The sequence below is a fragment of the Mycolicibacter heraklionensis genome, from assembly GCF_001021505.1.
GTDB lineage: Bacteria > Actinomycetota > Actinomycetes > Mycobacteriales > Mycobacteriaceae > Mycobacterium > Mycobacterium heraklionense.
On record NZ_LDPO01000004.1, the window covers coordinates 17,781 to 43,906 of the forward strand.

Below are 26,126 nucleotides of genomic sequence, written 5' to 3' on the forward strand. Positions count from 1 at the left end.
GGCACCCTCCCACCCGCTCGCGGTGGCCGACCCGCGGTCAGGAAATGCGGCGCAGCACCGGTTGCCGGTCTGCGCCGTCGGCCGACTGAGCGGCCTCGGCCAGGCGATCGCCCAGTTGCAGCGGGTAGACCTTCTGACCGCCGGCCGCCAGCGCCGCGATCTCTGCGGCACCGCACCAGCGGTGACCGTGCAGGTAGCGATGCTCCAGCCCGGTCCGGCCGACCCCAGACGGCTCGAACCGCGCCGTGCGGTAGACGAAGAAGAACTCCTGGCTGTCAATGCGCTCACCGTTGAACTCGAACACCGCGTCGCGGCGCCAGATCGGTCCGATCAGCTCGGCCGGGTCGACCTGCAGACCGGTCTCCTCGGCCAGTTCGCGGGCCGCCGCGTCGGCGAGCGGCTCGTCAGGCAACACCTGCCCGCCGACGGTGAACCACCAACGTGGCGCGGGGCTTGCCGCATCATCCGGCAGCGCCGGATCGTGACCGCACAGCAGCAGCACCGATCCGGCTTCGTCGAGCAGCACCACCCGCGCCGAGACGCGCGGGTCCAGCACGCCGCGACCACCGTGGGCAACCATTCCCGCCCGCTCGACGATCTCGAAATACGTTGGCATCGGCGCTGTTCCACCCAAGTGCAGGGCTCTGACCAGCGGACGTTCCCGCAGTGCCACGGTGTCGCGGACCGCGTCGTTGTGGAACCGGCGTGCCAACAGAACCCGAGCTTCGGCGTCGGCCAACTCGGCAACCATCACATGCGGCAGCGACTCGGCATCGACCATCGCCAGCTCGGCCGACAGCGCATTCTCGGCGGCCTCCCGCGCGTCGCGCGGTGCCCGCTCGGCAACATCGGCCAGGGCAGCCAGTCGGCGGCCGGCCACCGCATCCCCGTAGGCATCGATCGCGACGGCCCGGGCGACCACCGCGCGACGAGCCAGCGCCCCGTCCAGCGCCTGCCACGACAGGTCGCAGCGCACGTGCAGCCGGTTGAGCCGGCTGGCGGTCTGGTATGCCCAGGCCACCGCGGCGGCCAGCACCGCCACCCCGACCAGCACCAATACGGTCGCCACGATGGTCAGCCCCATCAGTCGCCCACCGTCACCTTGCTGCCGACCCCGGCGACCGTCTCGTAGACCCGGATGATCTGATCGGCCACCACCGGCCAGTCGAAGCGGCGCACCGCCTCGGTGCCGGCCGCCACATACGACGCCCGCAGCGTGTCGTCGTCGAGTACCTCGATCAGGGCGGCGGCCAGTGCCGCGGAGTCGTCGACCGGCACCAGCTGGCCGGCCGCCCCGTCGTTGAGCACCCGGCGGAAGGCGTCCAAGTCACTGGCGACCACCGCGGTGCCGGCGGCCATCGCCTCGGCCAACACGATGCCGAAGCTCTCGCCGCCGGTGTTGGGCGCGCAGTACACGTCGGCGCTGCGCAGCGCCGACGCCTTCTCGGCGTCGTCGACCTGCCCCAAGAAGCGCAGATGGCTTGCCAGTTTCCCTGCGTTACGGCGTAATTCGTCTTCGTCGCCGCGGCCGACTATCAGCACCTGGACATCGGGGAACTTCTCGACCAGCGCCGGAAGTGCTCCCAGCAGCACCGCCATTCCCTTGCGCGGCTCGTCGTAGCGGCCGAGAAACAGCACCGTCCGCCCCGCTCGCGGATAACCCGGCAGGGGCTGCGCCGTGGCGAACGCCGCCACGTCGACCCCGTTGGGGATCTCCACCGCGTCAGACCCCAGGGCCTCCATCTGCCAGCGCCGAGCCAAATCCGAGACCGCGATGCGGCCGATGATCTTTTCGTGCATCGGCCGCAGTAGGCCCTGCACCACGCTCAGCGTCAACGATTTTGTCGTCGAGGTGTGAAAGGTGGCCACGATGGGCCCCTCGGCTATGTTCAGCGCCATCATCGACAGGCTCGGGGCGTTGGGCTCGTGCAGGTGCAATACGTCGAAATCGCCTTTGGCCAACCATTTCTTGACCTTGCGATGCGCGGCCGGGCTGAACTGTAGTCGGGCCACCGAGCCGTTGTACGGGATCGCGACGGACTTACCGGCCGACACCACGTAGTCGGGAAGTGCGACGTCCGGCGATGCCGGCGCCAGCACGCTGACCTCATGTCCGCGGGCGCGCAGCACCTCCGCCAGCTGCAGCACATGGGCCTGCACCCCGCCCGGTACATCGAACGAGTAGGGGCAGACCATGCCGATGCGCATCAGGTCTCCCCCAAGCGCGCCCGTCGCGATTCGGGAAGATCTGCCATCCACTGCGGCTGCATCATGTGCCAGTCCTGCGGGTACGCCGCGATGCCCTCGGCGAAGGTGTCGGCCAGCGCCTGGGTGATGACGCCGACATCGCCGCTGGAGCAGTCCAGCGGCGGCCCGATCCGCACCGCCCACCCGGCGCCCTCGAACCAGCAGTGCGCCGGCAACAGCGCCGCACCGGTCGCAAGAGCGAGTTTGGCCGGCCCGGCCGGCATCCGGGTGGACTCACCGAAGAAGTCGACCGGTACGCCGCTGCGCGTCAGGTCGCGGTCGGCCATCAGACACACCAGGCCGTTGTCACAGAGTCGCTCGGCGAGGATCTCGAACGGCGGCCGGGGTCCACCGGACAGCGGCAGCACCTCGAAGCCCAGGCTCTCCCGGAAGGCGAGGAACCGCCGATACAGCGACTCGGGTTTGAGACGCTCGGCGACGGTGGTGAATCCGCCGTGGGTCTGGGCCAGCCACACCCCGGCCATATCCCAGTTGCCACTGTGCGGCAGTGCCAGCACGGCCCCGCGACCGGCCGCCAGCGCCGCTGTCACGTTGTCACGGCCACGCACCGACTCGTGCAGCTGCACCGCCAGCGCCGCATGGTCCATGGTCGGCAGCCGGAACGCCTCCCGCCAGTACCGGGCGTAGGACGTCAGCGAGGCCCGCATCAGCTCCGACGGCACGTCGTCGGGCGCCGTCCCGATCACCCGGGCCAGGTTCTTGCGCAGCTGCTCGGGACCGCCGCCGCGGGCCGCGAAGAGGGCGCCCGCGTCGAACGCGTTGCGGGCGAGGAATTCCGGCATCGCACGCACCAACATCCAGCCCGCGGCGAATCCGGCGTCGGTGGCCCAGGCGTCTAGCTGACTGAGCCCGGGAACTCGCAACCCGCTCGGGATGAAGGTCACGGTCCCGTGGTTTCCTGGCCATCGGAGCCGTCGGCCACCGGTGGCAACGGCTCCACGGCGCCCGGCGAGGTCCGCACGGTGTGCAGCCGCTGGGCGCAGGTGATCAGGCTGGCCACCGCCAGCAGCCACATCGCCACGGGCAGCGCCCACGGCAGCGGGAAGACCGGCAGGCCGGACAAGCCGGCGCCGACCAGCACGATGATCAGCCGTTCGGGACGTTCGATGTAGCCGCCGTCACCGCGCAGCCCGCTGGCCTCCGCGCGGGCCTTGATGTAGGAGATCACCTGCGAGGTGACCAGGCAGATCAGGGTCGCCACCACCAGTGGCGGGTCGTCCAGACCGAACGCCGCCCACCAGGCCAGCCCGCAGAACACCGCGCCGTCGCTGATCCGGTCGCAGGTGGCATCCAGGACGGCGCCGAACGCGCTGCCGCCGCCGCTTTGCCGGGCCATCGCCCCGTCGACCATGTCGAAATGCACGAAGAACCAGACCACCAGGGTGCCGGCGAACAGCTGACCGGTCGGGAACAGCGTCAGCGCTGCCAGCACCGCGCCGGCGGTGCCCACCATGGTGACGATGTCGGCGGTCAGGCCGGCGCGCAACAGGACGCGCGCCACTGGCGTGGTGATGCCGGCGAACGTTGCCCGCGACAGGAACGGCAGTCTGCTCATTGCTGTCTGGCCCACTCGTCGGCGAGCAGCCGGCGGGTGTCGCGCAGCAGTTGCGGGATCACCTTGGAGCCGCCGACGATCGTGATGAAGTTCGCGTCACCGCCCCAGCGGGGCACCACGTGCACGTGCAGGTGTTCGGCCAGCGACCCGCCGGCCGACTCGCCGAGGTTCATCCCGACATTGAAGCCGTGTGGGCGTGAGACGGCCTTGATGACGCGGATCGCCTTCTGGATGAACGCCATCAGCTCACTGCCCTCATCATCGGTGAGGTCTTCGAACTCGGAGAACCGTCGGTAGGGCACCACCATCAGATGTCCCGGGTTGTACGGGTAGAGGTTGAGCACCGCGTAGACGTGCTCGCCGCGTGCCACCACCAGCCCGTCCTCATCGGACAACGTGGGGATATCGGTGAACGGTTGAGTGGATCGGGCCGACGACCCGGAATCCGCACGCTTCAGCGGCGCCTCGGCCAGATAGTTCATCCGGTACGGCGTCCACAGCCGCTCCAGCCGGTCGGGCTCACCGGCCCCGGTGTCGACGATCGTCTCCTCGCCCGGCTGGTCGCCGCTCATTGGGCCTCACCCTCCCCGAGACCCACCTTGAGCGTCTCCGCGGTCGGCACGGTGTTGTCTCGTGCCGCGATCCAGCCGGCGATGGCGGCCACCGCCTCGTCGCGTGGCACCCCGTTGATCTGGGTGCGGTCACCGAACCGGAAGCTGACCGCACCCGCCTCGACGTCGCGGTCGCCGGCCAGCAGCATGAACGGGACCTTCTGGTTGGTGTGATTGACGATCTTCTTGGGCATCCGGTCGTCGCTGGCGTCCACCTCGACCCGCACCCCGTGGCTGCGCAGTTGCGCGGCAACGTCTTCCAGGTAGGTGATGTGCTGGTCGGCGACCGGGATGCCGACCACCTGCACCGGCGCCAGCCAGGCCGGGAAAGCACCGGCGTAATGCTCGGTCAGCACACCGAAGAAGCGTTCGATCGAGCCGAACAGCGCCCGGTGGATTAGGACCGGCCGCTGGCGGGTGCCGTCGGAGGCGGTGTACTCCAGCTCGAAGCGATCGGGCATGTTGAAGTCGAGCTGGATGGTCGACATCTGCCAGCTGCGGCCGAGGGCATCCTTGACCTGCACCGAGATCTTCGGCCCGTAGAACGCCGCGCCGCCCGGGTCGGGCACCAGGGTCAGCCCGGACGCCTCGGCGACCTCGCGCAGGGTGTCGGTCGCCTCCTCCCACACCTCGTCGGAGCCGACGTACTTCTCCGGGTCTTTGGTGGACAGCTCCAGGAAGTAGTCGTCCAGGCCGTAGTCGGCGAGCAGGTCCAGCACGAAGCGCAGCAGCGAGGTCAGCTCGTCGCGCATGCTCTCCCGGGTGCAGTAGATGTGCGCGTCGTCCTGGGTCATCCCGCGCACCCGGGTCAGCCCGTGCACCACGCCGGAACGCTCGTAGCGGTAGACGCTGCCGAACTCGAAGAGCCGCAACGGAAGTTCCCGGTATGAGCGCCCACGCGACCGGAAGATCAGGTGGTGCATCGGGCAGTTCATCGGCTTGAGGTAGTAGTCCTGGCCGGGTTTGCGCAGGGTGCCGTCCTCGGCGAATTCCGCGTCGATGTGCATCGCCGGGTACATCCCCTCGCGGTACCACTCAAGGTGCCCGGAGGTCTCGTAGAGTTCGGACTTGGTGATGTGCGGGGTATTGACGAACTGGTAGCCGGCCTCGATGTGCTTGCGCCTCGAGTACTCTTCCAGCTCCCGGCGGATGATGCCGCCCTTGGGGTGGAAAACCGGTAGGCCCGAACCGATCTCGTCGGGGAAGCTGAACAGGTCCAACTCGACGCCGAGCTTGCGGTGGTCGCGGCGCAGCGCCTCCTCGATCACTTCGAGGTGGTGGTCGAGAGCCTCCTGCGATTCCCACGCGGTGCCATAGACGCGCTGCAGGCTGGCGTTCTTCTGGTCACCGCGCCAGTAGGCGGCCGAGGACCGGGTGAGTTTGAAAGCCGGGATGAACCGGGTGGTCGGAATGTGCGGGCCACGACACAGATCACCCCAAACCCGTTCCCGGGTACGGGGATTCAGGTTGTCGTAGGCGGTGAGCTCGTCGCCGCCGACTTCCATGATGTCGCTGTCGCCGGACTTGTCGTCCACCAGCTCCAGCTTGTAGGGCTCGCCGGCCAACTCGGCGCGGGCGGCGTCCTTGGACTCATAGACCCGCCGGGAGAACAGCTGCCCGTCTTTGATGATGGCGCGCATCCGCTTCTCCAGCTTGGCCAGATCCTCGGGAGTGAACGCCTCGGGTACGTCGAAGTCGTAGTAGAAGCCGTCGGTGATCGGCGGGCCGATGCCGAGTTTGGCGGCCGGGAACAGGTCTTGGACCGCCTGGGCCAGCACGTGGGCGCAGGAGTGCCGGATCACGCTGCGGCCGTCGTCGGTGTCGGCCGCCACCGGGGTCACCTCGACGTCGGCCTCGGGAATCCAGCTCAGGTCGCGCAGCCGGCCCTGGGCGTCGCGCACCACCACGATGGCATCCGGCGCACCCCGGTCGGGCAGGCCCGCCGCGCGCACCGCTGCGGCCGCGGTGGTCCCGGCGGGAACCCGGATCGGGCTTGCCGGGGCGGGGATGGCGGGCGCGCTCATGACGTGGTCTCCAAGGGGGTGCTAGGGGGTAGAAACGTCCGCGACCATGCTATCGGGGCGCTGGTGGCGAACCGTTCGGGAGTACACCGGCGTCATGGTTGGCCGGGTTTGAGCACCACGAACAACGCTTCCCCGTCGGTCAGCACGGTGTCGCCGTCGCACAGCCTGGTCTCGACGAAGATCTTGCGTCCCTCCGTCCGGCTGACCCACGCCTCGACCTGCAGCTCCTTGTCGATCGGGACGATCTGACGGTAGTTGAGGTGCAGGTAGGCGGTGCGCTGATAGGGGCCGCCGGTGAGCAGCCAGGATGCGGTTCCCAGCACCGAGTCGAACAACAGCCCGATGGCCCCGCCGTGCGCGGCGCCGTTGCGTCCCAGGTGGAATCGCCGGAACCGGGCCCAGCCGCGCAACCGTCCGTCGCCGTCTTTCTTCAGCTTCATCGGCACCGCTAGCAGGTTGCCGCGCATCGGCAGGTCCAGCCGCCGCCCGGACGGTGAGGACCATTCGTCGGTGTCGAACGGGGCCAGCAGGTCGCACACCTCTTGCAGCGCGTCGGCGGCCCGGCTGATCACCTCGGCGGGGGCGTCGGCGGCGCGCGCGTGGTCCTGCAGGGCGCGCACGTTGTCCAGGAACCGGCCGTAGTCCGGCCCGCCCTTGTCGGTCGGTTCGGGCGGGTTGAAGCCACCGCCGGCGTGTGAGGCACTCACCCCCCTATTTAACGTTCCGGCGATTGCGGTGCCGGCGGCGCGCCCGCGATGGCATGGTTGGGCCGTGGACTTGAGCACGCTGCGTGACTTGCCGCTCACCTACGCCGAAGTGGGCGCCACCGCGACAACACTGCCCGCCGGGTATCACCACCTCGACCTGACCGCCCCGATCGGTAAGGGACGGCGGCGTTTCGAGCAGGCCGGCGACGCGGTGCTGCGCTGGGGCATGCTGCGCGGCGCCGGGCTGGGTGTGCGGGTGGACGCCGACAGCGATATCGCCGCGGTGGATGCGGTGGCGCGGGTTCGGCTGGGTGTGCTGAGCGCGCCGTGCCGGGTGGTCTACGTCGTGTCCGAGCCCGACCGGCGCGGCTTCGCCTACGGCACGCTGGCCGGGCATCCCGAATCCGGCGAGGAGCTGTTCTCGGTGCGCTACGACCCGGCCGATGAGACGGTGTACGCGCAGGTACGCGCGTTTTCCCGGCCCGCCACCTGGTGGATCAGGGCGGCCGGCCCGCTCGGACGGTTGGCGCAGCGCACCATCGCCAAACGCTATCTGCGAGCGGTGTGACGCTCCGGTGGGTCAGTTCCAGCGCGACAGCAGGCGTTGCGCTCCAGCGCACAACTCGTCGAGGACCACTGCCACCGGACGGCTGCCGGTGAGCATGCCCACGCCCTGACCCGCATCGACCGGGGCGACGCGCTGATCGCCGGTGGCAATCCCGGCGGCCAGTTCCGCACCCGCTTCCCGATCACCGGCCAGCGCGTCCTCGCGGCCGGTCCAGCGCCCGGCGAAGTCGTTGCGCAGCACCCGCGACGGGAACCGCGCTGGCCAGTCCAGCCGCTGTCCGACGTCGAAGACCCGGGTGGTCATGGTGTCGGTGCCGGCAGCCGCGATCAGCGCGTTTCGGGCACTGTCGCCGGTCAGGGCCTCGGGGCATGCCGAGAGGACCGTGCCCAGCCACGCCCCGGCGGCACCGGCGGCCAACACGGCCGCCAGGCTGCGCGGACCGGCGATCCCGCCGGCGGCCAGCACCGGAACCTCGACGGTGTCCAGGACCGCGTCGAGCAGTGGCAGCGTGGCCAGCCGGATCTCGCCGTGGCCGCCGCCCTCGGCCCCGCGCGCCACCAGCACGTCCAGACCGGCGTCCTGGGCACGTCGGGCGGTCTCGGGGTCATAGACCTGAGTGGCAGCCAGGATCCCGGCCTCGTGGGCGCGCTGAACCCAGGACAGGTCGGCTCCGAAGCTGACCGAGAGCAGCGTCGGGCGGGCAGCCAGTGCCGCCTCGAGCAGGTCAGGCCGATCGCGGATCACCCAGTCCACCAGGCCGATCCCGAACCGCGGTACGTCCCCGAGCGCGGCCAGCTCGGTGGCCAGCGACGCCGCCGTGGCGGTGCTGCCCATCCCGATCATGCCCAGCCCGCCCGCCGCAGTGACGGCGGCGGCCAGCCGACCACCGGCCACCCCGCCCATCGGGGCATTCAGGATGGGCAGCCGCAGACCGGTCCCCTGCGACCAGGGTGTGCTCAGCGGCACGCTCAGTGCGAGGCGCTCTTGGCGACAGTCAGCAGCACCACCGAATCTTCCAGCGACTCCAGCGCGTGACGGGTGCGCGGCAGGGTGACGAACTCGCCGGCCACGCCCTCCCAGCTGTCGTCGCCGGCGGTCAGCCGCACCCGACCGCGCAACACCTGCAGGGTCGACTCCCCCGGGCTGTCGTGTTCGGCCAACGACTGGCCGGCCTGCAGTGCGACCAGGGTCTGGCGCAGGTGATGCACCGAACCGCCGTAGACGGTGTGGGCCGCGCGACCGCTGTGGTGCTGAGTGGCCTCGGCGAGCTTCTCGTCGGCCAACACATTCAGCGAGGTCGATTCCATCGGTACTCCTTCGGCTCGGTGAGTGGGTGAAACGGTGTGGGACAGTTCAGCGAGACAGCAGCAGGATGCCCAACGGCACCAGCGCGGCGACCTTGATCAGCTCCAGTGCGACATAGGCGTAGTGCGCACGCGAGCGGGGCCCTTCCAGCCCGGACAGCACCTGATCAGCGCGGCGGCCCAGGGCCGGGCGCACCGCGAACACCTGAGCCACCAGCATCGCCAGGGCGACCGCGTACGTCACAGCGATGCCGGCCGTCGGCCGCTCGCTCACGAACGCGACCGCGATGACCGCGGCCAGCACGAATTCGGCGGTGTTGAGCGCCCGAAACACCAACCGGCCGATGCTGAGGCAGATCGGGACGGTCGCGTTGGGCGCCCGGAACTTCAGCGGCGCCTCCATGAACGAAATCGCGGTCACCATCCCCAGCCAGACGAATGTCGCTGCGATCGCAACCGAGGCGCCGACACTCACCCGGTGGCCCCTTCCGCACGCACCGCGGTGGGAGGTGACGGGTCGACCGGGATTCCGTTGAGGGTCGCCGATTTCAGATGCGCCACACACAGATCGGGTTTGGCGAACGGGTCGAGTCGGTCGACGGTCACCGGCGCCTCCCAAGCCTCCAGCGCGCCCTGCATCAGCCCCAGATGGATCGGGCAGATTACGTCGGCGGCGTTCTCGGCGAGCTCCAGGAACGGGCAGTGCCGCAACCCGAGTTGCTCTGCTCCGGTGGCATCGGGTTCCAGGCGTTCGGGTTCGAAACCCAACTCATCGAGCATCTCGAGCAGATGGCCGGTGGATTCCTCGGCGTCCACCGGCCCGGACGGCTGGTGCAGCGGCCGCAGCCGATGACCCCATTCCCGGCCGGCAGCCAGCGCCTTGCCGCTGGGATCGGAGTCAGCGGCCAAACCGATGGTGAGGATCTCGGCGAGCAGCCGGAACCGGCGGGTTCCGCCCCGGTCCATCTGCCGAATGGCCCGGAACATCAGCGCCGGCCGTCCCCGCCCCTTGTGGTCGGGTTCGGTGTGCTCGACCCGGCCTTCCTCAACCAGGGTGTCCAGGTGAAAACGCACCGTGTTCGGGTGCACCCCCAACTGGTCGGCGATCTGCGCGATGCTCAGTGGTTCGTCGGCGGCCTGTACCAGCCGCAGAACGTCGAGGCGACGTCCTCCAGGTGGCACAGGCGGCTTGGCGATGTCGGTCACTCCCCCTGGGGAGGAAAGCTGGCCACCAGCGGGGTGTCGATGCCGAGCGGACCGATCTTGGCGGCGCCGCCGGGTGAGCCGAGCGCCTCGTCGCGTCCCGGCAGGGCCTCGGCGAAGAACGCCGCGTTGTCGGCCTGGTGCGGTTGGAGCTCGTCCGGGAGGTCATCTTCGTAGTAGATGGCCTCGACCGGGCACACCGGCTCGCAGGCTCCGCAGTCCACACACTCATCCGGGTGGATGTAAAGGGCTCGACCGCCTTCGTAGATGCAGTCAACCGGGCACTCCTCCACGCAGGCCCGGTCCATCACGTCAACGCACGGCTTCCCGATCACATATGCCATGGGCACAGAGTTTACACAAGGGATTTTGTAGAAACTAGAAAGGCGAACCTAAATCTCAAGGGCCGAAGACGACACCTCGACGCCGCCCCCGAGCCGCTGCCCTACCAACCCGAGAACGATTGCGTTCGTTGAGGATTCACTCAAATCAGCAGCTCCGGTGGAACGGTTCCCCGGGCGCGACAGGCGAGACCTGGCGGGGGCGGCGCGCAAGCCGTCGAGTAGAAACGAATGATGACTGATGCACCCCGCTACCGTGCCTCCTCCGACTTCCCCAGCCTTCGGTTCGAGCCCGGCGACAACGGCGTGCTGCAGCTGGTGCTGGACGCGCCCGGACTCAATTCGGTGGGCCCGCAGATGCACCGCGACCTCGCCGATGTGTGGCCGGTGATCGACCGCGACGACGACGTGCGCGCGGTACTGGTCCGCGGTGAGGGCAAGGCGTTCTCCGCCGGCGGCAGCTTCGAGCTGATCGAGAAGATCGTCGGCGATCACGCCGGACGGATGCAGGTGCTGCGGGAGGCCCGCGACCTGGTGCTGAACATGGTCAACTTCTCCAAACCGGTGATCTCGGCGATCAACGGGCCCGCCGTGGGCGCGGGCCTGGTGGTGGCACTGCTCTCGGACATTTCGGTGGCCGGGCGCACCGCCCGGTTGATCGACGGCCACACCAAGCTCGGGGTGGCCGCCGGGGATCACGCGGCGATCTGCTGGCCGTTGCTGGTGGGCATGGCCAAGGCCAAGTACTACCTGCTGACCTGCGAGACGCTGCACGGTGAGGAGGCCGAGCGGATCGGCCTGGTCTCCACGTGCGTCGACGACGACGAGGTGCTGGCCACCGCGACCCGCATCGCCGACGACCTGGCGCACGGCGCCCAAGACGCGATCCGCTTCACCAAGCACAGCCTCAACTACTGGTATCGGCAGTTCGCGCCGGCCTTCGAGACCGCATTGGGGCTGGAGTTCCTCGGCTTCTCCGGTCCGGACGTACACGAGGGCCTGGCCGCCATCCGGGAGAAGCGCAAGCCGCAGTTCGGCTGAGTCAGCCGGCGCCGCCGCTCAGACTCGTTGCGCGGCGAGCGCCTGCTCCTTGGCCCAGCGGTAGTCGGCCTTGCCCGACGGCGAGCGCTGCACCTGGGCGCAGAACACCACGTCTTTGGGCAGCTTGTAGCGCGCGATGTAGTTCGCCGCCTCGGTGACGATGTCGTCGGCGCCGGCGTCGGCGCCGGGCGCCAACTGCACCACCGCGACCACCTCGTTGCCCCACCGCTCGCTGGGCCGGCCCACCACCACCACGTCGTAGACGGCCGGATGGTGCGCAATCGCGGCTTCGACCTCCTCGGCGAAGATCTTTTCGCCGCCGGAGTTGATCGTCACCGAGTCTCGGCCCAGCAGCTCAATCCCACCGTCGGCGTCCCAGCGAGCCCGGTCACCGGGAACCGAGTGCCGGATCCCCTCGATGACCGGGAAGGTGCGCGCGGATTTCTCCGGGTCGCCCAGGTACCCCAGCGGCACATGTCCCTGCTGCGCCAGCCAGCCGATCTCGTCGTCGCCGGGCTTGAGAATGCGGGTCATGTCCTCGCTGACCACCACCGCGCCCGGGTTCGGGGTGAATCGGCCAGTGGAGGCCACATCGCGGCTGGTGGTCTGTCCCATCTGCGCCCCGGTCTCCGAAGAACCGCCGGCGTCCAGGATCGACAACTGCGGCAGCAGATCCACCATCCGCTGCTTGACCGGGACGGTGAGCGATGCACCGCCGCTGGCCAGCACGAACAGTCCCGACAGGTCGTCAGCCAGCTGGGGGCCACCGGCTGCCAGCGCGTCGGCGAGCGGACGTGCGAAGGCATCGCCCACGATCGACAGCGAGATGACCCGCTCCTTGGCCGCCAGTTCCCACGTGCGCACCGGGTCGAACCGGTCGGTGGTCGCCGACATCACGAACGGCCGCCCGCCCAGCAGCGTGATGAAGGCGGCCCACTGGGCTGCGCCGTGCATCAACGGCGCCACTGTCATCGAGCCCGCCGGCACGGCGGCGCAGGCGCGGTCGACGATCTCCTCCACCGTGGTGGGCACGGCACCGGTGCCGAACTCCCGGCCGCCCATCGCGCCGACGAAGATGTCGTGCTGACGCCACAGCACCCCCTTGGGCATGCCGGTGGTGCCGCCGGTGTAGAGCAGATACAGGTCGTCCGGGGACAGCGCCAGGCCCAACGGTTCGGCGGAAGTGGCGGCCAGCAGCTCCTCGTAGCGGACCGCACCGGGCAGCGGCTCGTTGCCGGAGTCGTCCTCGACGTGGATCAGCGGCATCGCGGGCAGCCGGTCACCGGCCTGCTGCAACGCTTCGGCCAGCGTGGGCGCGTACCGAGCGTGGTACATGATCGCCTCGGTGGAGGCATTGGTCAGCAGGTAGACCAGTTCGTCGGCGACGTAGCGGTAGTTGACGTTGAACGGCGCGACCCGGGCGTGGTAGGCGCCGAGCATGCCTTCCAGATACTCGTTGCCGTTGGCCAGGTACAGCGCGAGGTGGCTCTGCCCGGATTCGTGGCCGGCCAGCTCGGAGCGTTCGCGGCGCACCCCCAGGCCACGCTCGTGCAGGGCCCGCGCCAGCCGGCGGGACCGGTCCTCGATCTGCTGGTAGCTGAATCGACGGTCGCCGAAGACGATGCAATCCCGCTCTGGCACGGCCGCCGCCACGGCCGAGAACACTTGGGCGAGGTTGAATTCCACTGCCGCTCCTCGATTCGATCGCAACGCCTGGGTAACGCTACTAGGTGATTCCTATTCGGCCGCCGACGGTCGCGACGGGCTTTCCCGCCCGACGTCAGGCATGCTTGGCCGCATGTCGGTGGATGTCCTGCTGTACTCGATCCCGCCCGTGCTGGTCTATCTGCTCGTCGGCGCGGTTATCGGGATAGAGAGCCTGGGCGTGCCGTTGCCGGGCGAGCTCATGCTGGTCGGAGCGGCGCTGTTGTCGTCGCGGCATGAGTTGGCGGTCGACCCGGTCGGGGTCGCGGTGGCGGCGGTGATCGGCGCGGTGATCGGTGACTCGATCGGCTATTCGATCGGCCGGCGATTCGGTATGCCGCTCTTCGACCGCCTGGGCCGGCGATTTCCGAACCACTTCGGTCCCGGCCACATCGCTTTCGCCGAACAGTCCTTCGGCCGCTGGGGCGCCAGTGCGGTGTTCTTCGGCCGATTCGTGGCACTGCTGCGCATCCTGGCCGGCCCGCTGGCCGGAGCGTTGAAGATGCGTTACCCGCATTTCCTGGTCGCCAATGTGACCGGCGCGATTTTCTGGGCCGGGGGGACCACCGCCCTGGTGTACTACGCCGGGGTCGCGGCCGAGCACTGGCTGTCCCGGTTCTCCTGGGTGGCGCTGCTGATCGCGCTGCTCGCCGGGCTGATCGCGGCCCTTGCGCTGAGGGGCCGCGTCGGCGCCCGGATCGCAGAACTGGACGCCCAACATCGGGCCGAGCCGGACCCGGTCACCGAATAGCCAGCGAATTGGGGGCGAATAAGGGTTGTCCCCGCACCGAAGCGAGAGCATGGTGGAAGGGAGACCGGCGGCGCCGCCGGGGCGTCGCCCCGATCACTCGGAGGCCCCTATGTTCGCGCGCGCAACCACCATTCACGCCCATCCTTCCTTCCTCGATGAGGGGATCACCCACGTCCGCGGCGTGGTGATGCCGGCCCTGGCCGATATGGACGGCTGCGCGGGAATGTCCATGCTGGTCGACCGCGACGCCGGCCGGTGCATCGTCACCTCATCCTGGCTGGATGAAGACACCCTGCGAGCAAGCGAGGCCGCCGCTCAGCAGATGTGCGACCGCGCCGCCGAGATCTTCCACGCCACCGCCGAGATCACCCGCTGGGAGATCGCCGCGGCGCGCCGCGATCATCGGTCTCGGCGGCATGCGGGCGTGCGCGTCACCTGGCTGCGGACCGACCCGGCGGGCTGCGAGCGGATGATCGACACTTACAAGCTGGCGCTGATGCCTGAGCTGGAGGATCTGAACGGCTTCTGCAGCACCACCCTGCTGGTGGACCGCCATTCGGGCCGCGCGGTGTCTTCGGTCAGCTTCGACGACCGGGCGGCGCTGGTGGCCAGTCGCAGCGGCGAGCAGGCGATCTGGGCCCGGGCCGTCAACGATGCCGGCGCAGAGATACTGGAAGTCGCCGAATTCGATCTGGCGATCGCCCACCTGAACGTGCCCGAGATGGCGTAGGCCCCATCAGGCGCGAGGACTGACCCGCGAAACTTCGGCACGCCCGAACGCGTGGCGCTGGCTACGCTCGGCCTCATGACACGCCGACGGCGACCGCGCCCGGCCCCGAGTTATCCGAAGACTCGGCGGATCCGTTTCCGCTTCGACGACGGCTTCGACAGCAGCGACGGCTACGGCAAGTATTTCGCCGACGACGACATGGTGCTCAGCCACTTCCTGGCCGGGTTGTCCGGTGGCTTTCCGGCGGGGGAGGAATCTTTCATCCGCTCGGTGCGCCGCTTTGCCGATCGCGTCACCGACCCGGTGCTGAAAAAACAGGTGGCAGGGTTCATCGGTCAGGAGTCCACCCACGGCCAGGAGCACCGCCGGCTCAACGCGGTGCTCGCGGCCAAGGGCTATCCGATCCGCTGGCAGGACTCGGATGCGGTGCACCGCTGGCGGATTCGCGCCGAAGAACGCACCCCGGCCATGGTGCACCTGGCCCAGACCGCGGCGCTGGAGCACTACACCGCGGTCCTGGCGGAGCGCATTCTCTCCACTGACGAGATCCAGGCCATCCCGGGGACGCCCGAGGTATGGAACCTGCTGAATTGGCATGCGGTGGAAGAACTCGAGCACAAGTCGGTGGCCTTTGACCTCTATCGCGCCGTCGGGGGTTCCGAGACGATCCGGATCGCGGCGATGGCGGTGGTGATCGCCGCCACGGTTCCGCTCATCGCACTCGGACTGCTTGTCTCGCTGGGCCGCGACCCGGTGGCACGCCGGCAACCGCGGCGGGCGTTGCGGGGAATCGCCGACCTGTACCGCGGGCCGTTCTTCCGTGGATTTCTGCGGGACGCGGCGGTGTACCTGCGCCCGGGATTTCACCCCGACGACGTGGATACCGTTGCACTACTTGACCATTGGCGCTCGCGCCTGTTCGGCGCCGGGGGCACCCTCAACGACCATCTGCGCTGAAAGCTCATGGCGGCCTGCGTCGCTAGCCGTCGTTCGCTTTCAGCGCCGCAGCCAGTCTGGCGCGCGAGCGGATGCCGAGTTTGCGGTACACACTCGACAGCGTGCTCTCGATGGTCTTTTCGGACAGAAACAGTTCGGCGGCGATCTCGCGGTTGGTCAAACCGTGAGCCGCGAGAACGGCGGCGCGTCTTTCGGCGGGAGTCAGTCGCTGGCCATCACCGCGCGCGCCGCTCAGTCGAGCTAACTCCGCCCGCGCCCGCTCCGCCCAGAACGGCGCGCCGAGCTCCTCAAAGGCATGGAGCGCGGCGGTGAGAGTCGTGGTCGCGCTCCCCCGTTGGCGCCGGCGGCGTTGAAGTTGGCCCAACAGCAGCTGCGTGCGCGCTTGCTCGAAGGGCATCGGAAGCCGCTGGTGGTGCGCCATGGCGCGCTCCAGGGCGCGGAGTGCTGCGGCAAGGTCGCCACGAGCGGCCAGCACCGCGGCCCGCCCGCGTGCCCCGACCGCCAGCATCCAGGGACGATCACGGTCAGCGCCGTGCGTCTCGAGTGCGTCGACCAGCACTTCGGCCTCTGCGACGTGATCGAGTGAGGTGAGCGCTTCGATGGCGTCGGGAAGATGTTCGCCGCCCTCGATCTCCAGTTCGTGGGGCGGATCGAATTCGTCGAGCAGCGGCCGTAGGACGGCCAGCGCCGCAGCGTAGTCACCAAGGGATACCTCGAGGAAGGCCAGGACTCTGGTCGGTTCCTTGAGTTGGCGAAGCGCGCCGACGGAGCGGGCCGCCTCGATCGCAGCGCCGGCGTCGGCGCGGGCATCGACAGCGCGCCCCTGGAATGCCGCGACGGCCGCGCGCTTGGTCCATGCGGTTGCGCAGGACAGCCGCCCACCGAGTTGTTCGGCACGCTGCACAGCCGCGTGCGCGGCGCGGCCCGCGTCGTCGTACCGGCCCGCCCAGATCGCCACCGCGGCAATGCGATTGTCGACCCAGACGAGATCCACCTCGCTGCCGTCGGTAGTCATGCCGTGGCGAACCGCGTGTATCTGGGCGTCGGCGGTCTCGAGGTCACCGACGTACGCCGAGATCACCGCTTCGGTGGCTCGAGCGCGCAAGAACGTGGTGGCACCGCTGCGGGGGTCTTCGAGCTGCACGGCCAGCTGCAGCGCCTGACGGTCGACACCCCCGCCCCAGATGAACGTCGCTGTCACCCAAATCGCCAATGCCTGGCTGCGCAGCCCGGGCGCGTCGAGTTCCTCAGCCAACGCGATGGCGCGCTGAGCGTGTTCGATCGTCGCGCTCATCCGGCCGGCGATGGCCAGCGCCAAGGACAAACGCAAGAGGCACACGAGTCTCAGCATGGGCGCATCGGCAGCCTCATCGGCGGCCGCCGACAGCGCCTCGATAGCGCCGGACAAGTCGTCGTCGTAAGCCTTTACCGCGCCCAGGTGCGCCAGCGCCAAGGCACGCAACGGCCCAGGTGGCTGATCGACGAGTACGGACTGCAGATGGGTGCGCGCCAGCACTATCGATCCCGAGCGAAAGTGCAGTTCCGCCGAGCGGATACGACGCTGCGGACTATCACCACCGCGGTCCAGGACCAAGTCGATCAGCTCGGCAGCGGCGGCCAGCGCGCCCCGCGCCGCCAAGGTGTCGGTAGCCGCGTCTATCTCAGCCAGGGTGCCCGCGTCACTGGTTGTCGCCGCCAACGCCAGGTGACGTGCCCGTAGCCCGGAGTCGGCGACGACACCAGCCAGGGCTCGATGGGTGGCGCGACGGCGCGCCGGAGAAGCGTTGGCGGACACGCCATTGGCGTAGAGCGGATGGGCGAATCGGACGTGGTGACCGTCAAGGGTGACCACACCGAGTTTCTCGCAGGCTTCGATCGACTCCACCACACGTTCGGGTGACAGCGTGGTGACCCGACTCAGCTCCTCCGCCGTCGGCGATGCAGAGCAGGCCGCGGCCAACAGCACCGCGTGCGCGTCGTCGCCTAAGCGTTCGAGGCGGCGGCACACCAGGGCGGCCAGACTGTCCGGCAGATCGGCCGCGGCTCCCGGCATGTCCAGCTCGGCGCGGGCCAGTTCGAGCGCAAACATCGGGTTGCCGCCTGAGATGCCATGGACCCGCTTAAGTGCCGGGCGCGGCAGCGTGCGGCCCCACCGTGCGGCGATCAGATCGTGCACGCCGTCCAGATCCAACGGGCCCATCCGGACACGCGTGGCGACCGCGGGGTTGCGAAAGGTCAACCACTGAGCCAAGTCAGCGAGATTGGACTCACCGACGCGGACCGTGACCAGAAGCGCCGCCCCCTTCGGCAGGCGCCGGGCGGTGAACCCGATTACCGCACGACTGGAAGGGTCGAGCCACTGGACGTCGTCGACCGCCAGCAACACCGGCGATCTCGCGCTGAGGCGCTCGACAGCCGCGCAGAACGCAACGGCGAGCGCCCGTTCATCGATGCCCGGCACACCCGGGGTCAGGTCGCCTCGTGCCCGGTCCAGCGCAAGGCGCTGCTGACTGGGCAGTTCACCCAACACCGTGTCATCGATCCCGTCGAGCAAATCAGCAACCGCGGCGAACGCATACTCGACCTCCGTCACTGATCCCTGCGCCGACAGCACCGAAAACCCTTGAGAGCGAGCTGCTTCGGTGGCGCTCAGCATCAGCGTGGTCTTGCCGATGCCGGCCTGTCCCTCGACCACCAACGCCGCAGGCCCCGGTCGAGCACGTGCCAGCAAATCCGACACTGCCCGCGTCTCCGCGCGCGGCACCGTCGTTGACACCGTTTCATCCTCGCACCGCGGGTTAATCTTTGGGCACGGCGCGTTGCCGCGTTTGCTAGGAGGTATCACCCATGCGCTCTTTCAGCCTGGCCGTGGTCGCCACGGTTGCCGTCATGTTCGGTTGCGTGGCCGTGGCTGTGGCGGCCCCGAAGGATTACTGCGCCGAGCTCAAAGGCGGCAATACCGGCCGCACGTGTGAGATCCAGCTCTCCGACCCCGGGTACAGCGTCGACATCAGCATGCCGCTGAACTACCCGGATCAGAAGTCGGTTGCCGAGTACATCGCCCAGACACGCGACGCGTTCCTCAACTCGGCCAAGTCTGGCGCGCCAGGCAGCGCACCAGCCAAGTTGAGCATCAAGCCGACGGAGTACACCTCGTCGATTCCCCCGCGCGGCACGCAAGCGGTGGTGTTCACGGTGGACCAAAACGTCGGCGGGGCCCAGCCACAGACGACGTACAAAGCGTTCAACTGGGACCAGACCTATCGCAAGGCGATCACCTTCGCGGCCGCATCGGACGACAAGGAACATGCGCCGTTGTGGCAGGTGGATGATCCGCTCAAGACCGTCGCGCCGATCGTCCAGGCGGAACTGCAGCAGCAGCTGGCACCGGCGCCCACGCAATCAGGACAGTCGACTACCTCCACGTCCACGTCCACCACGGCGCCACCACCGTTGCCGTTCGCGCAAGCCGCGCTGTATGACCCCGCCAACTATCAGAATTTCGCGGTGGTCAACGACGGGGTGATCTTCTTCTTCGACCAGGGCGTCTTGTTGCCCGCTTCGTCGGGGGCGTTACACGTGCTGGTGCCCCGGTCGGCGATCGACCCGATGATCGCCTAACAACTCCGGACTCGAGTTTGCCGGAAGGGACACGAACCGTATCAACCTCCGGTGCAAGCGGATTACGAAGCTGATGTGTCACATTGCGTCAGCTTGCGACACCTGGCATACGCCCGCAAAACAAAAAAGCCACCTGCTTGCAGGTGGCTTTTTTGTGGTCCCGGCTGGGATCGAACCAGCGACCTTCCGCGTGTGAGGCGGACGCTCTCCCCCTGAGCTACGAGACCGGATGAACGAGGACGAACACTAGCACGCCGTGCCCGCTAAGCATCAATGCGCAGGCCCACTTTCGCGCGACTCGCCGCTCTGACATGCAAAGTTGTGTTGTCTCACATGTGTCCGCTAATGTTCTGCATCGCGACGGGCGACGATCTCGCCCGTGGCACGCGGATGTAGCGCAGTTGGTAGCGCATCACCTTGCCAAGGTGAGGGTCGCGGGTTCGAATCCCGTCATCCGCTCGAGGGTGTCAAGTGGCATCAACCCCTTGCGGTGGAGTGGCCGAGTGGTGAGGCAACGGCCTGCAAAGCCGTGCACACGGGTTCGATTCCCGTCTCCACCTCCGTCCCAAGGCTCTAAGCGCGGTTAGCTCAGCGGGAGAGCGCTTCCCTGACACGGAAGAGGTCGCTGGTTCAATCCCAGTACCGCGCACCAGGCTCAACCCAGCAAAAACCCCTGCCGCCACCGCGTGACGACAGGGGTTTTTCGGTTCAGCGGACTAGCTCTTGTTGGCCTTGACCACCATGCCGACGAGCGCGGTGACGATGGTGCCCAGCACCCCGCCGCCGACCAGGCTGCCGGCCGCGTTGGCGAGGTCGAACCCACCGGCAGCACCGCTGGTGAGAATGCTGTTCAAGAGGCCACCGCCGGCCAAGCCACCAAGGCCACCACTGATCAAGCTCCCGAGCCCGCCCGGACTGGGGATCTTTGCCGACATGTCGGCCCCTTTGCCCCCGAGCGCGCCCCCGATAGCCCCTGCGATCAGCGATTCGAGCATGGTGTACCCCTTTGTGAACGGTGCGCCGCTTTGTTAGCTGCGCCTACAGATCAGTTATAACGAAGATCACACTTCGCGAAGCTGCATTTGCGCAGATCTACCGGAATTCTGGGCCGGGCCGAGACCACGAGCCGGCAGGCACCACAATCGGTAGCACCGCACGAACCGGGAAAAGTCGCGAAAGGTGGTCCCATGAATCGACCCATCGTCGCCCTGTCGGTGTTCGCCCTGGCAGCCTCCGCTTTGTCGGCGGCGTGTTCGGGCCACACCGATCAGACGAGCGGGCCTCCCTCGGCCGCCACATCCGGCGAATCGGGTACGGCAACCCCGAAACCCGCCGGGCACGCCGGCGACGCCCTGACCCTCACCCGCGTCGACGGCAGCACCGTCACCGTCACCTTGGAGAAGGTGATCAACCCCGCGACCGTCACACCCGGCCCCGGCGATCCGGGCGTCACCTATGTCGCGACGCAGTTCACGATCGCCAACCCGGGAACCGCAACCATGAACGGCGACGTCAACACCAACGTCTGGGCGTTCGGTTCCGACGGCCGGCGCTACGCGCCGGATCTGAAAGATGTCGGCGAATGCACGAACTTCGACTCCGGCATGTTCCACGTCGCCCCGGGCGAGTCCGCGACCGGTTGCGTGGTCTTCGCGCTGCCGGCCGGTGTGAGCCCTGCGAAAGTCAGGTACGCGCCGTCGTCGGGATTCGCCGAAGGCTTCGGGGAATGGCTGCTTCCCTCCCCCACCCGAGCCACGCCGGCCCCCAACGTCAACTAACGGTTGACGCAAACCATGCCGTCAACCTAGAGTTGACGTCATGGTCGATCCCACCCCGCTCACCCAGTCGGTCCGTCTCGACGACCTCATCAACGCCATCACCGGCGTGCACGACAACCCGCTCGAGCGGTTGACCGACGCCGTGCTGGCCGCCGAGCACCTCGGCGAAGTCGCTGACCATCTGATCGGGCACTTCGTCGACCAGGCACGCCGATCGGGAGCGTCATGGACCGATATCGGCAAGTGCATGGGCGTCACCAAGCAAGCGGCGCAGAAGAAGTTCGTCCCGCGCCCCGAGGCCGCCACGCTCGATCCCGAACAGGGCTTCGCTCGCTTCACCCCACGGGCACGCAGTGCGGTGGTGGCGGCCCAGAACGCCGCCCACCGGGCACGCAACGCCGAGATCACCCCCGACCATCTGGTGCTGGGGCTGCTGCACGATCCCAACGCACTGGCCACCGCATTGCTCACCGCCCAGCGCGTCGACCCCGACGCCCTCGCGGCCTCGGTCACCTTGCCGCCCGGCGGTGCCGAATCACCCGCCTTGATTCCGTTCAGCGGTCCGGCCCGCAAGGCCCTGGAGTTGACTTTCCGCACCGCACTTCGCCTCGGCCACAACTACATCGGCACCGAGCACCTCCTGTTGGCGCTGCTGGAAGCAGAGGATGACACCGGTCCCCTGCATCGCGCCGGGGTCGACCGCGAGCGGGCGGAAGCCGACCTGGCCAAAGCCCTGGAGGCGATCACCGCGAACCTGGCCGCCCCCGGCACGGAAACCACGAACTGACCGGCGAAACCGCCTGTCTGCGAACCCGCCAGGCCAAGGCTGCTGCACCCGCGATCCCGATGTGCCATCATGCCCAGATGCATCGCTGGATTCTGGCCCTGGTCACTTCCGTCGTCACCGCGTTGGCTGCCCTGCTGACGCCCGCCGCCGGACACGCCACGCCGACCACCACCGCGGAGGCGCCGATCGGGCGCCTCGGCGACACGCTGCGCATCCAATACCACGACGAGGCATTCGGCCCGATCGTCGCCGATGTCACCGTCCACGACGTGGTGCCCAGCGAGATCCCCCCGGGCTGGGGCGCGAACGGCACGCCGCGCTGGCGCAACCAGGGCGGTCCGTGGCGGGCGAACGTGACCATCCACCCGATCGCGGTGCCCAACCCCTACATCATGGCGGCCTCGGTCACCTTCGACGGTGTCACGCCCGGCGGCGACGCCTACGTGTCCAAGCACACCGACGACCCCACCACCCTGGATGCGGTGCTCACCAACGCTCCCGCGGGCTCCACCGTCAACGGCGGTGTCTACTGGGATGTCTACCGCGGCTTGGTCACCCACGTGGTGATGCTGTCGCGCAACACCGGACTGCGCCTGGCGCAGTGGAATCTGTGAGCTAACCCCCCGGGTTTGATGCGGTGGTCGAGCCTCGCTAACCCCCGCTGCTCAACGCGAGCAGTCGCGAGGTGGCCCGCAGGTACTTCTTGCGATAACCGCCGGCCAGCATCTCGGCGCTGAAAATCTGGTCGAGTTTGGCGCCGGAAGCCACCACCGGGATGCCCGCGTCGTACAGGCGATCGGTGAGTGCCACCAACCGCAGCGCCACATTCTGGTCCTCAATGGCGTGCGCACCGGTGAGGAACACCGCGGTGACGCCCTCGATCAGCGTCAGGTAGCGCGACGGATGCATGGTGGCCAGGTGGGCGCACAGGCCGTCGAAGTCGTCCAGCGTCGCTCCCGGCCGCGCCGCGGCGCGCTGCGTGACCTGTTGCGCTGAGGGCGGTTCGGGCGCCGGCGGCAGGTCCCGGTGCCGATAGTCGGGGCCGTCAACCCGAACCGGGGTGAAAATGCTTGCCAACGCACTGATCTCGCGCAGAAAGTCCTGCACAGCGAAGCGGCCTTCGCCGAGCTGCTCGGGCAACGTGTTCGATGTCGCGGCAATCGAGACCCCGCGCGCCACCAGTTCGGACAGCAGCCGCGACACCAAGGTGGTGTTGCCGGGATCGTCGAGTTCGAACTCGTCGATGCACACCACGGTGTAGCCGCCGAGCAATTCGATGCACTCGGTGAAACCGAATACCCCGGCCAGCTGCGTCAGTTCCATGAACGTCGCGAACGCCGTGCCAGGCGCCTGGGCAGCGCCATGGCCGCTGCCGGTATCGGTGATCTCGTGGTAGACGGAGGCCAGCAGGTGGGTCTTGCCGACACCGAAGCCGCCGTCGAGGTAGATGCCCACGCCCGGCAACACCTCGCGTTTGCCCAGCAGCTTGCGCCGTCCGGCGCGCCGGGCCACCGCCTGAGCGCAGAACGCGGTGCACGCCGTCACCGCGGCGGCCTGGCTGGGTTGCGCCGGGTCCGGGCGGTAGCTGGCGAAGCTGGCCCCGGCGAACGTCGGGGGCGGTTTGAGCTGCGCGATCAACCGTTCCGGAGAGACCGCCGGCTGCCGGTCCACCAGGTGGTCGATCGACTCGGCGGCTGGATTGGGCACGCACGAACTGTAGTCACATGGTGCAATCGAGGCCATGTCCGACCTCAGCGCAGACCCCGGATTCACCCTGCTGGGCTCCACGGCGCCCGTCGACGACGCCGAACTGGGCCGGCTGTACGCCTATCCCGAAACCGGCGAGCCGCGCGTGTGGGTGCGGGCCAATTTCATCGGCAGCATCGACGGCGGCGCGACGGTCGCCGGCACGTCCGGTGGACTGGCCGGGCCCGGCGACCGGTCCCTGTTCATGCTGCTGCGGGCGCTGGCCGACATCGTCGTGGTCGGTGCGGGCACCGTACGGGTTGAGAATTACGGCGGAGCGCGGCTGAGCGTCGCGCAGCGCCAGGGCCGCCGCGACCGCGGACAATCCGAGGTACCCCGGCTGGCGATCGTGACCCAGTCGGGACAGCTGGACCGCAACCTGCGGGTGTTCAACGACACCGAACTGGCGCCGCTGGTCTTGACCTGCTCCGCAGTCGCCGACGACACTCGGCGGCGGCTGGCCGGGCACGCCGACGTCCTGGACTGCTCCGGTGATAACCCTGGGCGGGTGGACGAGGCCGTGCTGCTGGCCGCGTTGGCGCAGCGCGAGCAGTTCCGAGTGCTCACCGAAGGCGGACCGACCCTGCTGGGATCGTTCATCGAACGCGAGCTGCTCGACGAGCTCTGCCTGACCTTGGCCCCCTATCTGGTCGGCGGCCTGGCCCGCCGTATCGCCACCGGTCCGGGCGAGCTGACCACGCCGATGCGCTGCGCGCATCTGCTCGCCGACGAATCCGGCTACCTCTACGGCCGCTACGTCAAAAGCGCGCGCCTATAAGGTGACAGGCATGACCAGCTCTTCGAGGTTCGCCCGGATCGCGGTGGTGACGGCTGCGGCCGTACTGGCCGGGTCCGCGCCCCTGCTGGCCGGATGCGCGCCCGGGCTGGCCGCCAACCCGCGGTTTGCAACCAACTCCGGCGCTGGGGCCCAGGGCCAACCCGAGTCCACCTCGGACCACGCCGGACCCCCTCCGGTGGAGGTGCCCAAGAACGACCTGCCGTGGCATGACTGCACCGCCCGGGTCTTCGGCGACGCCGCGGTGCCCGCCACGCCCGGTGTGCGGCTGGACTGCGCCAGCTACGACGCCGACATCGATCCCCTCGGCGGCGGCTCCGGGGCGATCAGCATCGGGGTGGTGCGGGCCCGGTCCGTGCAGACCCCGGGCGACGCCGGCCCCGTGGTGTTCACCACCGGCTGGGATCTGCCGTCGTCGCTGCAGCTGCCGATCTGGCTGGCGCGGGCCGGCGCGGACGTGCTCAAGAGCCACCCGGTCGTCGCCGTGGACCGGCGCGGCATCGGAATGTCGAGCCCGGTGGACTGCCGCAATCGCAGCCAGCGCGACGAAATGTGGAACCAGGCGCAGTTCACCCCCGGCGACGACCCGGTGGCCAGCCTGGGCACGGTCACTCAGGAGGCCACCACCGACTGCACCGACTCCATCTCGCCGGGTGAGTCCTCCTACGACAACACCCACGCCGCCACGGATCTCGAACGACTGCGCAGCATCTGGGACATTCCCGCGCTGTCGCTGCTCGGTATCGGCAACGGCGCCCAGATCGCCTTGGCGTACGCCGGCTCTCATCCGGGGAAGGTGGCCCGGCTGGCACTGGATTCCCCCATCCCCCTCGGAGTCGCCGCCGAGGCCGCGGCCGAGGAACGGGTCAAGGGCCAGCAGGCGGCCTTCGAGGCGTTCGCCGCGCAGTGCGTCGCAGTCAGCTGTGCGCTGGGCCCGGACCCGAAGGGGGCCGTCGACGCGCTGCTGGGCGCGGCGCGCTCCGGGCATGGTCCGGGTGGCGCCTCGGTGGCCGCGGTGACCAACGCGATCGTCACGGCCCTGGGCTATCCCACCGGCGATCGGGTCAACACCACCAACGAGTTGGCCAAGGCACTGGCCTCGGCCAACTCCGGCGACGCCAATCTGTTGAACAACTTGATCAACCGGTCCCAAGGCACCACCGGCAGCGACGGGCACTTCATCAACTCGTGCGCCGACGCGCTCAACCGGCCCACGCCCGATCGGGTCCGGGAGCTGGTGGTCGCCTGGGGCAAGGAGTACCCACAGTTCGGCGCGGTCGGCGCGCTGGCGATGGCACAGTGCCTGAGCTGGCCCAGCAGCAGCACCCCCGACCTGCCGAAGGAACTCAAGATCGACGTGCTGCTGCTCGGCGCGCAAAACGATCCGATCGTCGGAGAGGAGGGCGTGGCGGCCACCGCCGCGGCCGTCATCAACGCCGGGTCGGCCAGCAAGCGGGTGATGTGGCAGGGCATCGGCCACGGCGCCGCGGTGTACTCGGCGTGCACGTTGCCGCCGCTGATCGGCTACCTCGACAGCGGCAAGCTGCCCGACACCGATGTGTACTGCCCGGCCTGACCCAACCTGATCCGGGCCCCCGGGCCCGGTCCGGGGTACGGTTCGCTGGTGACGGCAG

The 26,126-nt window shown here is 68.8% G+C and carries 26 protein-coding genes, 4 tRNA genes and 1 pseudogene; 14 read left to right on the forward strand and 17 right to left on the reverse strand.

From position 1 onward, the window contains the following. Positions 1-37: 37 nt before the first annotated feature. From ABW16_RS06840 to ABW16_RS06870, 7 genes are all read right to left on the reverse strand, one after another. Positions 38-1,084, reverse strand: coding sequence for an NUDIX hydrolase (locus tag ABW16_RS06840; protein ID WP_047318413.1), 1,047 nt, complete (start codon positions 1,082-1,084; stop codon positions 38-40). Then, positions 1,084-2,208, reverse strand: coding sequence for a glycosyltransferase family 4 protein (locus ABW16_RS06845; protein ID WP_047318414.1), 1,125 nt, complete (start codon positions 2,206-2,208; stop codon positions 1,084-1,086). The genes ABW16_RS06840 and ABW16_RS06845 overlap by 1 nt, the downstream gene beginning before the upstream one ends. Beyond that, positions 2,208-3,131 carry a phosphatidylinositol mannoside acyltransferase gene (locus ABW16_RS06850; protein ID WP_233424717.1) on the reverse strand — a complete coding sequence of 308 codons (924 nt, stop codon included), beginning with the start codon at positions 3,129-3,131 and terminating at the stop codon, positions 2,208-2,210. Before ABW16_RS06850 ends, ABW16_RS06845 begins: the two co-directional genes overlap by 1 nt. Before the next feature lie 17 nt (positions 3,132-3,148). Beyond that, on the reverse strand, positions 3,149-3,823 hold the full coding sequence (pgsA, locus tag ABW16_RS06855; RefSeq protein ID WP_047318416.1) for a phosphatidylinositol phosphate synthase: 675 nt from the start codon (positions 3,821-3,823) through the stop codon (positions 3,149-3,151). Then, entirely contained in the window at positions 3,820-4,395 is a 576-nt protein-coding gene (locus tag ABW16_RS06860; protein WP_047318417.1) for an ATP adenylyltransferase, read from the reverse strand. Before ABW16_RS06860 ends, pgsA begins: the two co-directional genes overlap by 4 nt. Further along, positions 4,392-6,458, reverse strand: a complete 2,067-nt coding sequence (gene thrS, locus ABW16_RS06865) for a threonine--tRNA ligase (protein ID WP_047318418.1) — start codon at positions 6,456-6,458, stop codon at positions 4,392-4,394. Before thrS ends, ABW16_RS06860 begins: the two co-directional genes overlap by 4 nt. 92 nt (positions 6,459-6,550) lie before the next feature. Then, entirely contained in the window at positions 6,551-7,165 is a 615-nt protein-coding gene (locus tag ABW16_RS06870; protein WP_047318419.1) for a PaaI family thioesterase, read from the reverse strand. Positions 7,166-7,229: 64 nt separating this feature from the next. Here ABW16_RS06870 and ABW16_RS06875 point away from each other — a divergent pair, with 64 nt between their 5' ends. Continuing rightward, a complete protein-coding gene (locus tag ABW16_RS06875; protein ID WP_047318420.1) occupies positions 7,230-7,733 on the forward strand; it encodes a DUF1990 domain-containing protein in 504 nt (167 codons plus the stop codon). A gap of 12 nt (positions 7,734-7,745) precedes the next feature. Here ABW16_RS06875 and ABW16_RS06880 read toward each other — a convergent pair whose 3' ends face one another. The 5 genes from ABW16_RS06880 to fdxA form a co-directional block, all read right to left on the reverse strand. Beyond that, positions 7,746-8,636 (reverse strand): NAD(P)H-dependent flavin oxidoreductase, encoded by an 891-nt coding sequence (locus tag ABW16_RS06880; protein WP_047318612.1) that lies wholly within the window; start codon positions 8,634-8,636, stop codon positions 7,746-7,748. 65 nt (positions 8,637-8,701) lie between these two features. Then, entirely contained in the window at positions 8,702-9,040 is a 339-nt protein-coding gene (locus ABW16_RS06885; RefSeq protein WP_047318421.1) for a cupin domain-containing protein, read from the reverse strand. A 46-nt stretch (positions 9,041-9,086) separates the two neighbouring features. After that, positions 9,087-9,512 (reverse strand): hypothetical protein, encoded by a 426-nt coding sequence (locus tag ABW16_RS06890; protein WP_047318422.1) that lies wholly within the window; start codon positions 9,510-9,512, stop codon positions 9,087-9,089. Then, entirely contained in the window at positions 9,509-10,243 is a 735-nt protein-coding gene (locus ABW16_RS06895; protein ID WP_047318423.1) for a helix-turn-helix transcriptional regulator, read from the reverse strand. The genes ABW16_RS06890 and ABW16_RS06895 overlap by 4 nt, the downstream gene beginning before the upstream one ends. Continuing rightward, the gene (gene fdxA, locus ABW16_RS06900) at positions 10,240-10,584 is read right to left on the reverse strand and encodes a ferredoxin (protein ID WP_047318424.1); all 345 of its coding nucleotides are present in this window, start codon (positions 10,582-10,584) and stop codon (positions 10,240-10,242) included. Before fdxA ends, ABW16_RS06895 begins: the two co-directional genes overlap by 4 nt. 231 nt (positions 10,585-10,815) lie before the next feature. On the opposite strand from fdxA, the gene ABW16_RS06905 reads away from it, so the two are divergent. Then, positions 10,816-11,622, forward strand: a complete 807-nt coding sequence (locus ABW16_RS06905) for an enoyl-CoA hydratase/isomerase family protein (RefSeq protein WP_047318613.1) — start codon at positions 10,816-10,818, stop codon at positions 11,620-11,622. A gap of 18 nt (positions 11,623-11,640) precedes the next feature. Here ABW16_RS06905 and ABW16_RS06910 read toward each other — a convergent pair whose 3' ends face one another. Further along, on the reverse strand, positions 11,641-13,308 hold the full coding sequence (locus ABW16_RS06910) for an acyl-CoA synthetase (RefSeq protein WP_047318425.1): 1,668 nt from the start codon (positions 13,306-13,308) through the stop codon (positions 11,641-11,643). Positions 13,309-13,420: 112 nt separating this feature from the next. Between ABW16_RS06910 and ABW16_RS06915 the strand changes: the two genes are divergently transcribed. The 3 genes from ABW16_RS06915 (at position 13,421) to ABW16_RS06925 (ending at position 15,764) form a co-directional block, all read left to right on the forward strand. Further along, positions 13,421-14,077, forward strand: coding sequence for a DedA family protein (locus tag ABW16_RS06915; protein ID WP_047318614.1), 657 nt, complete (start codon positions 13,421-13,423; stop codon positions 14,075-14,077). A gap of 109 nt (positions 14,078-14,186) precedes the next feature. Beyond that, positions 14,187-14,807: a hypothetical protein gene (locus ABW16_RS06920; protein WP_047318426.1), complete on the forward strand. Its 621-nt coding sequence runs from the start codon at positions 14,187-14,189 to the stop codon at positions 14,805-14,807. Between the two features lie 75 nt (positions 14,808-14,882). Continuing rightward, a complete protein-coding gene (locus ABW16_RS06925; RefSeq protein ID WP_047318615.1) occupies positions 14,883-15,764 on the forward strand; it encodes a metal-dependent hydrolase in 882 nt (293 codons plus the stop codon). Positions 15,765-15,786: 22 nt separating this feature from the next. On the opposite strand, the gene ABW16_RS06930 is transcribed toward ABW16_RS06925, so the two are convergent. Next, positions 15,787-18,540 (reverse strand): AAA family ATPase, encoded by a 2,754-nt coding sequence (locus tag ABW16_RS06930; RefSeq protein ID WP_047318427.1) that lies wholly within the window; start codon positions 18,538-18,540, stop codon positions 15,787-15,789. Positions 18,541-18,611: 71 nt separating this feature from the next. Between ABW16_RS06930 and ABW16_RS06935 the strand changes: the two genes are divergently transcribed. Then, the gene (locus ABW16_RS06935; protein WP_082133989.1) at positions 18,612-19,385 is read left to right on the forward strand and encodes an esterase; all 774 of its coding nucleotides are present in this window, start codon (positions 18,612-18,614) and stop codon (positions 19,383-19,385) included. A 155-nt stretch (positions 19,386-19,540) separates the two neighbouring features. Here the strand turns inward: ABW16_RS06935 and ABW16_RS06940 are convergent. After that, positions 19,541-19,612 (reverse strand) — tRNA-Val (locus tag ABW16_RS06940). 159 nt (positions 19,613-19,771) lie between these two features. On the opposite strand from ABW16_RS06940, the gene ABW16_RS06945 reads away from it, so the two are divergent. The 3 genes from ABW16_RS06945 to ABW16_RS06955 all read left to right on the forward strand — a co-directional run bounded on the left by ABW16_RS06945 (position 19,772) and on the right by ABW16_RS06955 (position 20,037). Further along, positions 19,772-19,844, forward strand: a tRNA-Gly gene (locus ABW16_RS06945). A 30-nt stretch (positions 19,845-19,874) separates the two neighbouring features. Further along, positions 19,875-19,945 (forward strand) — tRNA-Cys (locus tag ABW16_RS06950). A gap of 17 nt (positions 19,946-19,962) precedes the next feature. Next, positions 19,963-20,037: transfer RNA gene (locus tag ABW16_RS06955), tRNA-Val, on the forward strand. A 64-nt stretch (positions 20,038-20,101) separates the two neighbouring features. Here ABW16_RS06955 and ABW16_RS06960 read toward each other — a convergent pair. Continuing rightward, positions 20,102-20,380 carry a hypothetical protein gene (locus ABW16_RS06960; protein WP_047318428.1) on the reverse strand — a complete coding sequence of 93 codons (279 nt, stop codon included), beginning with the start codon at positions 20,378-20,380 and terminating at the stop codon, positions 20,102-20,104. A 192-nt stretch (positions 20,381-20,572) separates the two neighbouring features. On the opposite strand from ABW16_RS06960, the gene ABW16_RS06965 reads away from it, so the two are divergent. The 3 genes from ABW16_RS06965 (at position 20,573) to ABW16_RS06975 (ending at position 22,564) form a co-directional block, all read left to right on the forward strand. Beyond that, positions 20,573-21,163, forward strand: a complete 591-nt coding sequence (locus ABW16_RS06965; RefSeq protein ID WP_047318429.1) for a DUF4352 domain-containing protein — start codon at positions 20,573-20,575, stop codon at positions 21,161-21,163. Between the two features lie 40 nt (positions 21,164-21,203). Next, the gene (locus tag ABW16_RS06970; protein WP_047318430.1) at positions 21,204-21,950 is read left to right on the forward strand and encodes a Clp protease N-terminal domain-containing protein; all 747 of its coding nucleotides are present in this window, start codon (positions 21,204-21,206) and stop codon (positions 21,948-21,950) included. 77 nt (positions 21,951-22,027) lie between these two features. After that, positions 22,028-22,564: a hypothetical protein gene (locus tag ABW16_RS06975; protein WP_047318431.1), complete on the forward strand. Its 537-nt coding sequence runs from the start codon at positions 22,028-22,030 to the stop codon at positions 22,562-22,564. Positions 22,565-22,585: 21 nt separating this feature from the next. Here ABW16_RS06975 and zapE read toward each other — a convergent pair. Continuing rightward, a pseudogene (gene zapE, locus ABW16_RS06980) lies at positions 22,586-23,693 on the reverse strand (cell division protein ZapE); the annotation flags it as partial. Here zapE and ABW16_RS06985 point away from each other — a divergent pair. Continuing rightward, entirely contained in the window at positions 23,692-24,474 is a 783-nt protein-coding gene (locus tag ABW16_RS06985) for a pyrimidine reductase family protein (protein ID WP_047318433.1), read from the forward strand. The pseudogene zapE and the gene ABW16_RS06985 overlap by 2 nt on opposite strands. A gap of 10 nt (positions 24,475-24,484) precedes the next feature. Continuing rightward, positions 24,485-26,068: an alpha/beta hydrolase gene (locus ABW16_RS06990; protein ID WP_082133990.1), complete on the forward strand. Its 1,584-nt coding sequence runs from the start codon at positions 24,485-24,487 to the stop codon at positions 26,066-26,068. Positions 26,069-26,126 lie beyond the last annotated feature (58 nt).

Excerpts from the sequence above, each read along its gene's own strand:
- ABW16_RS06860 (WP_047318417.1), bottom strand. The coding sequence starts at position 4,395 with ATGAGCGGCGACCAGCCGGGCGAGGAGACGATCGTCGACACCGGGGCC.
- thrS (WP_047318418.1), bottom strand. The coding sequence starts at position 6,458 with ATGAGCGCGCCCGCCATCCCCGCCCCGGCAAGCCCGATCCGGGTTCCC.
- ABW16_RS06990 (WP_082133990.1), top strand. The coding sequence starts at position 24,485 with ATGACCAGCTCTTCGAGGTTCGCCCGGATCGCGGTGGTGACGGCTGCG.
- ABW16_RS06935 (WP_082133989.1), top strand. The coding sequence starts at position 18,612 with ATGCGCTCTTTCAGCCTGGCCGTGGTCGCCACGGTTGCCGTCATGTTC.
- ABW16_RS06885 (WP_047318421.1), bottom strand. The coding sequence starts at position 9,040 with ATGGAATCGACCTCGCTGAATGTGTTGGCCGACGAGAAGCTCGCCGAG.
- ABW16_RS06975 (WP_047318431.1), top strand. The coding sequence starts at position 22,028 with ATGCATCGCTGGATTCTGGCCCTGGTCACTTCCGTCGTCACCGCGTTG.
- ABW16_RS06845 (WP_047318414.1), bottom strand. The coding sequence starts at position 2,208 with ATGCGCATCGGCATGGTCTGCCCCTACTCGTTCGATGTACCGGGCGGG.
- ABW16_RS06840 (WP_047318413.1), bottom strand. The coding sequence starts at position 1,084 with ATGGGGCTGACCATCGTGGCGACCGTATTGGTGCTGGTCGGGGTGGCG.
- ABW16_RS06920 (WP_047318426.1), top strand. The coding sequence starts at position 14,187 with ATGTTCGCGCGCGCAACCACCATTCACGCCCATCCTTCCTTCCTCGAT.
- ABW16_RS06905 (WP_047318613.1), top strand. The coding sequence starts at position 10,816 with ATGACTGATGCACCCCGCTACCGTGCCTCCTCCGACTTCCCCAGCCTT.
- ABW16_RS06965 (WP_047318429.1), top strand. The coding sequence starts at position 20,573 with ATGAATCGACCCATCGTCGCCCTGTCGGTGTTCGCCCTGGCAGCCTCC.
- fdxA (WP_047318424.1), bottom strand. The coding sequence starts at position 10,584 with ATGGCATATGTGATCGGGAAGCCGTGCGTTGACGTGATGGACCGGGCC.
- ABW16_RS06970 (WP_047318430.1), top strand. The coding sequence starts at position 21,204 with ATGGTCGATCCCACCCCGCTCACCCAGTCGGTCCGTCTCGACGACCTC.
- ABW16_RS06880 (WP_047318612.1), bottom strand. The coding sequence starts at position 8,636 with ATGGGCGGGGTGGCCGGTGGTCGGCTGGCCGCCGCCGTCACTGCGGCG.
- ABW16_RS06960 (WP_047318428.1), bottom strand. The coding sequence starts at position 20,380 with ATGCTCGAATCGCTGATCGCAGGGGCTATCGGGGGCGCGCTCGGGGGC.
- ABW16_RS06915 (WP_047318614.1), top strand. The coding sequence starts at position 13,421 with ATGTCGGTGGATGTCCTGCTGTACTCGATCCCGCCCGTGCTGGTCTAT.
- pgsA (WP_047318416.1), bottom strand. The coding sequence starts at position 3,823 with ATGAGCAGACTGCCGTTCCTGTCGCGGGCAACGTTCGCCGGCATCACC.
- ABW16_RS06925 (WP_047318615.1), top strand. The coding sequence starts at position 14,883 with ATGACACGCCGACGGCGACCGCGCCCGGCCCCGAGTTATCCGAAGACT.
- ABW16_RS06985 (WP_047318433.1), top strand. The coding sequence starts at position 23,692 with ATGTCCGACCTCAGCGCAGACCCCGGATTCACCCTGCTGGGCTCCACG.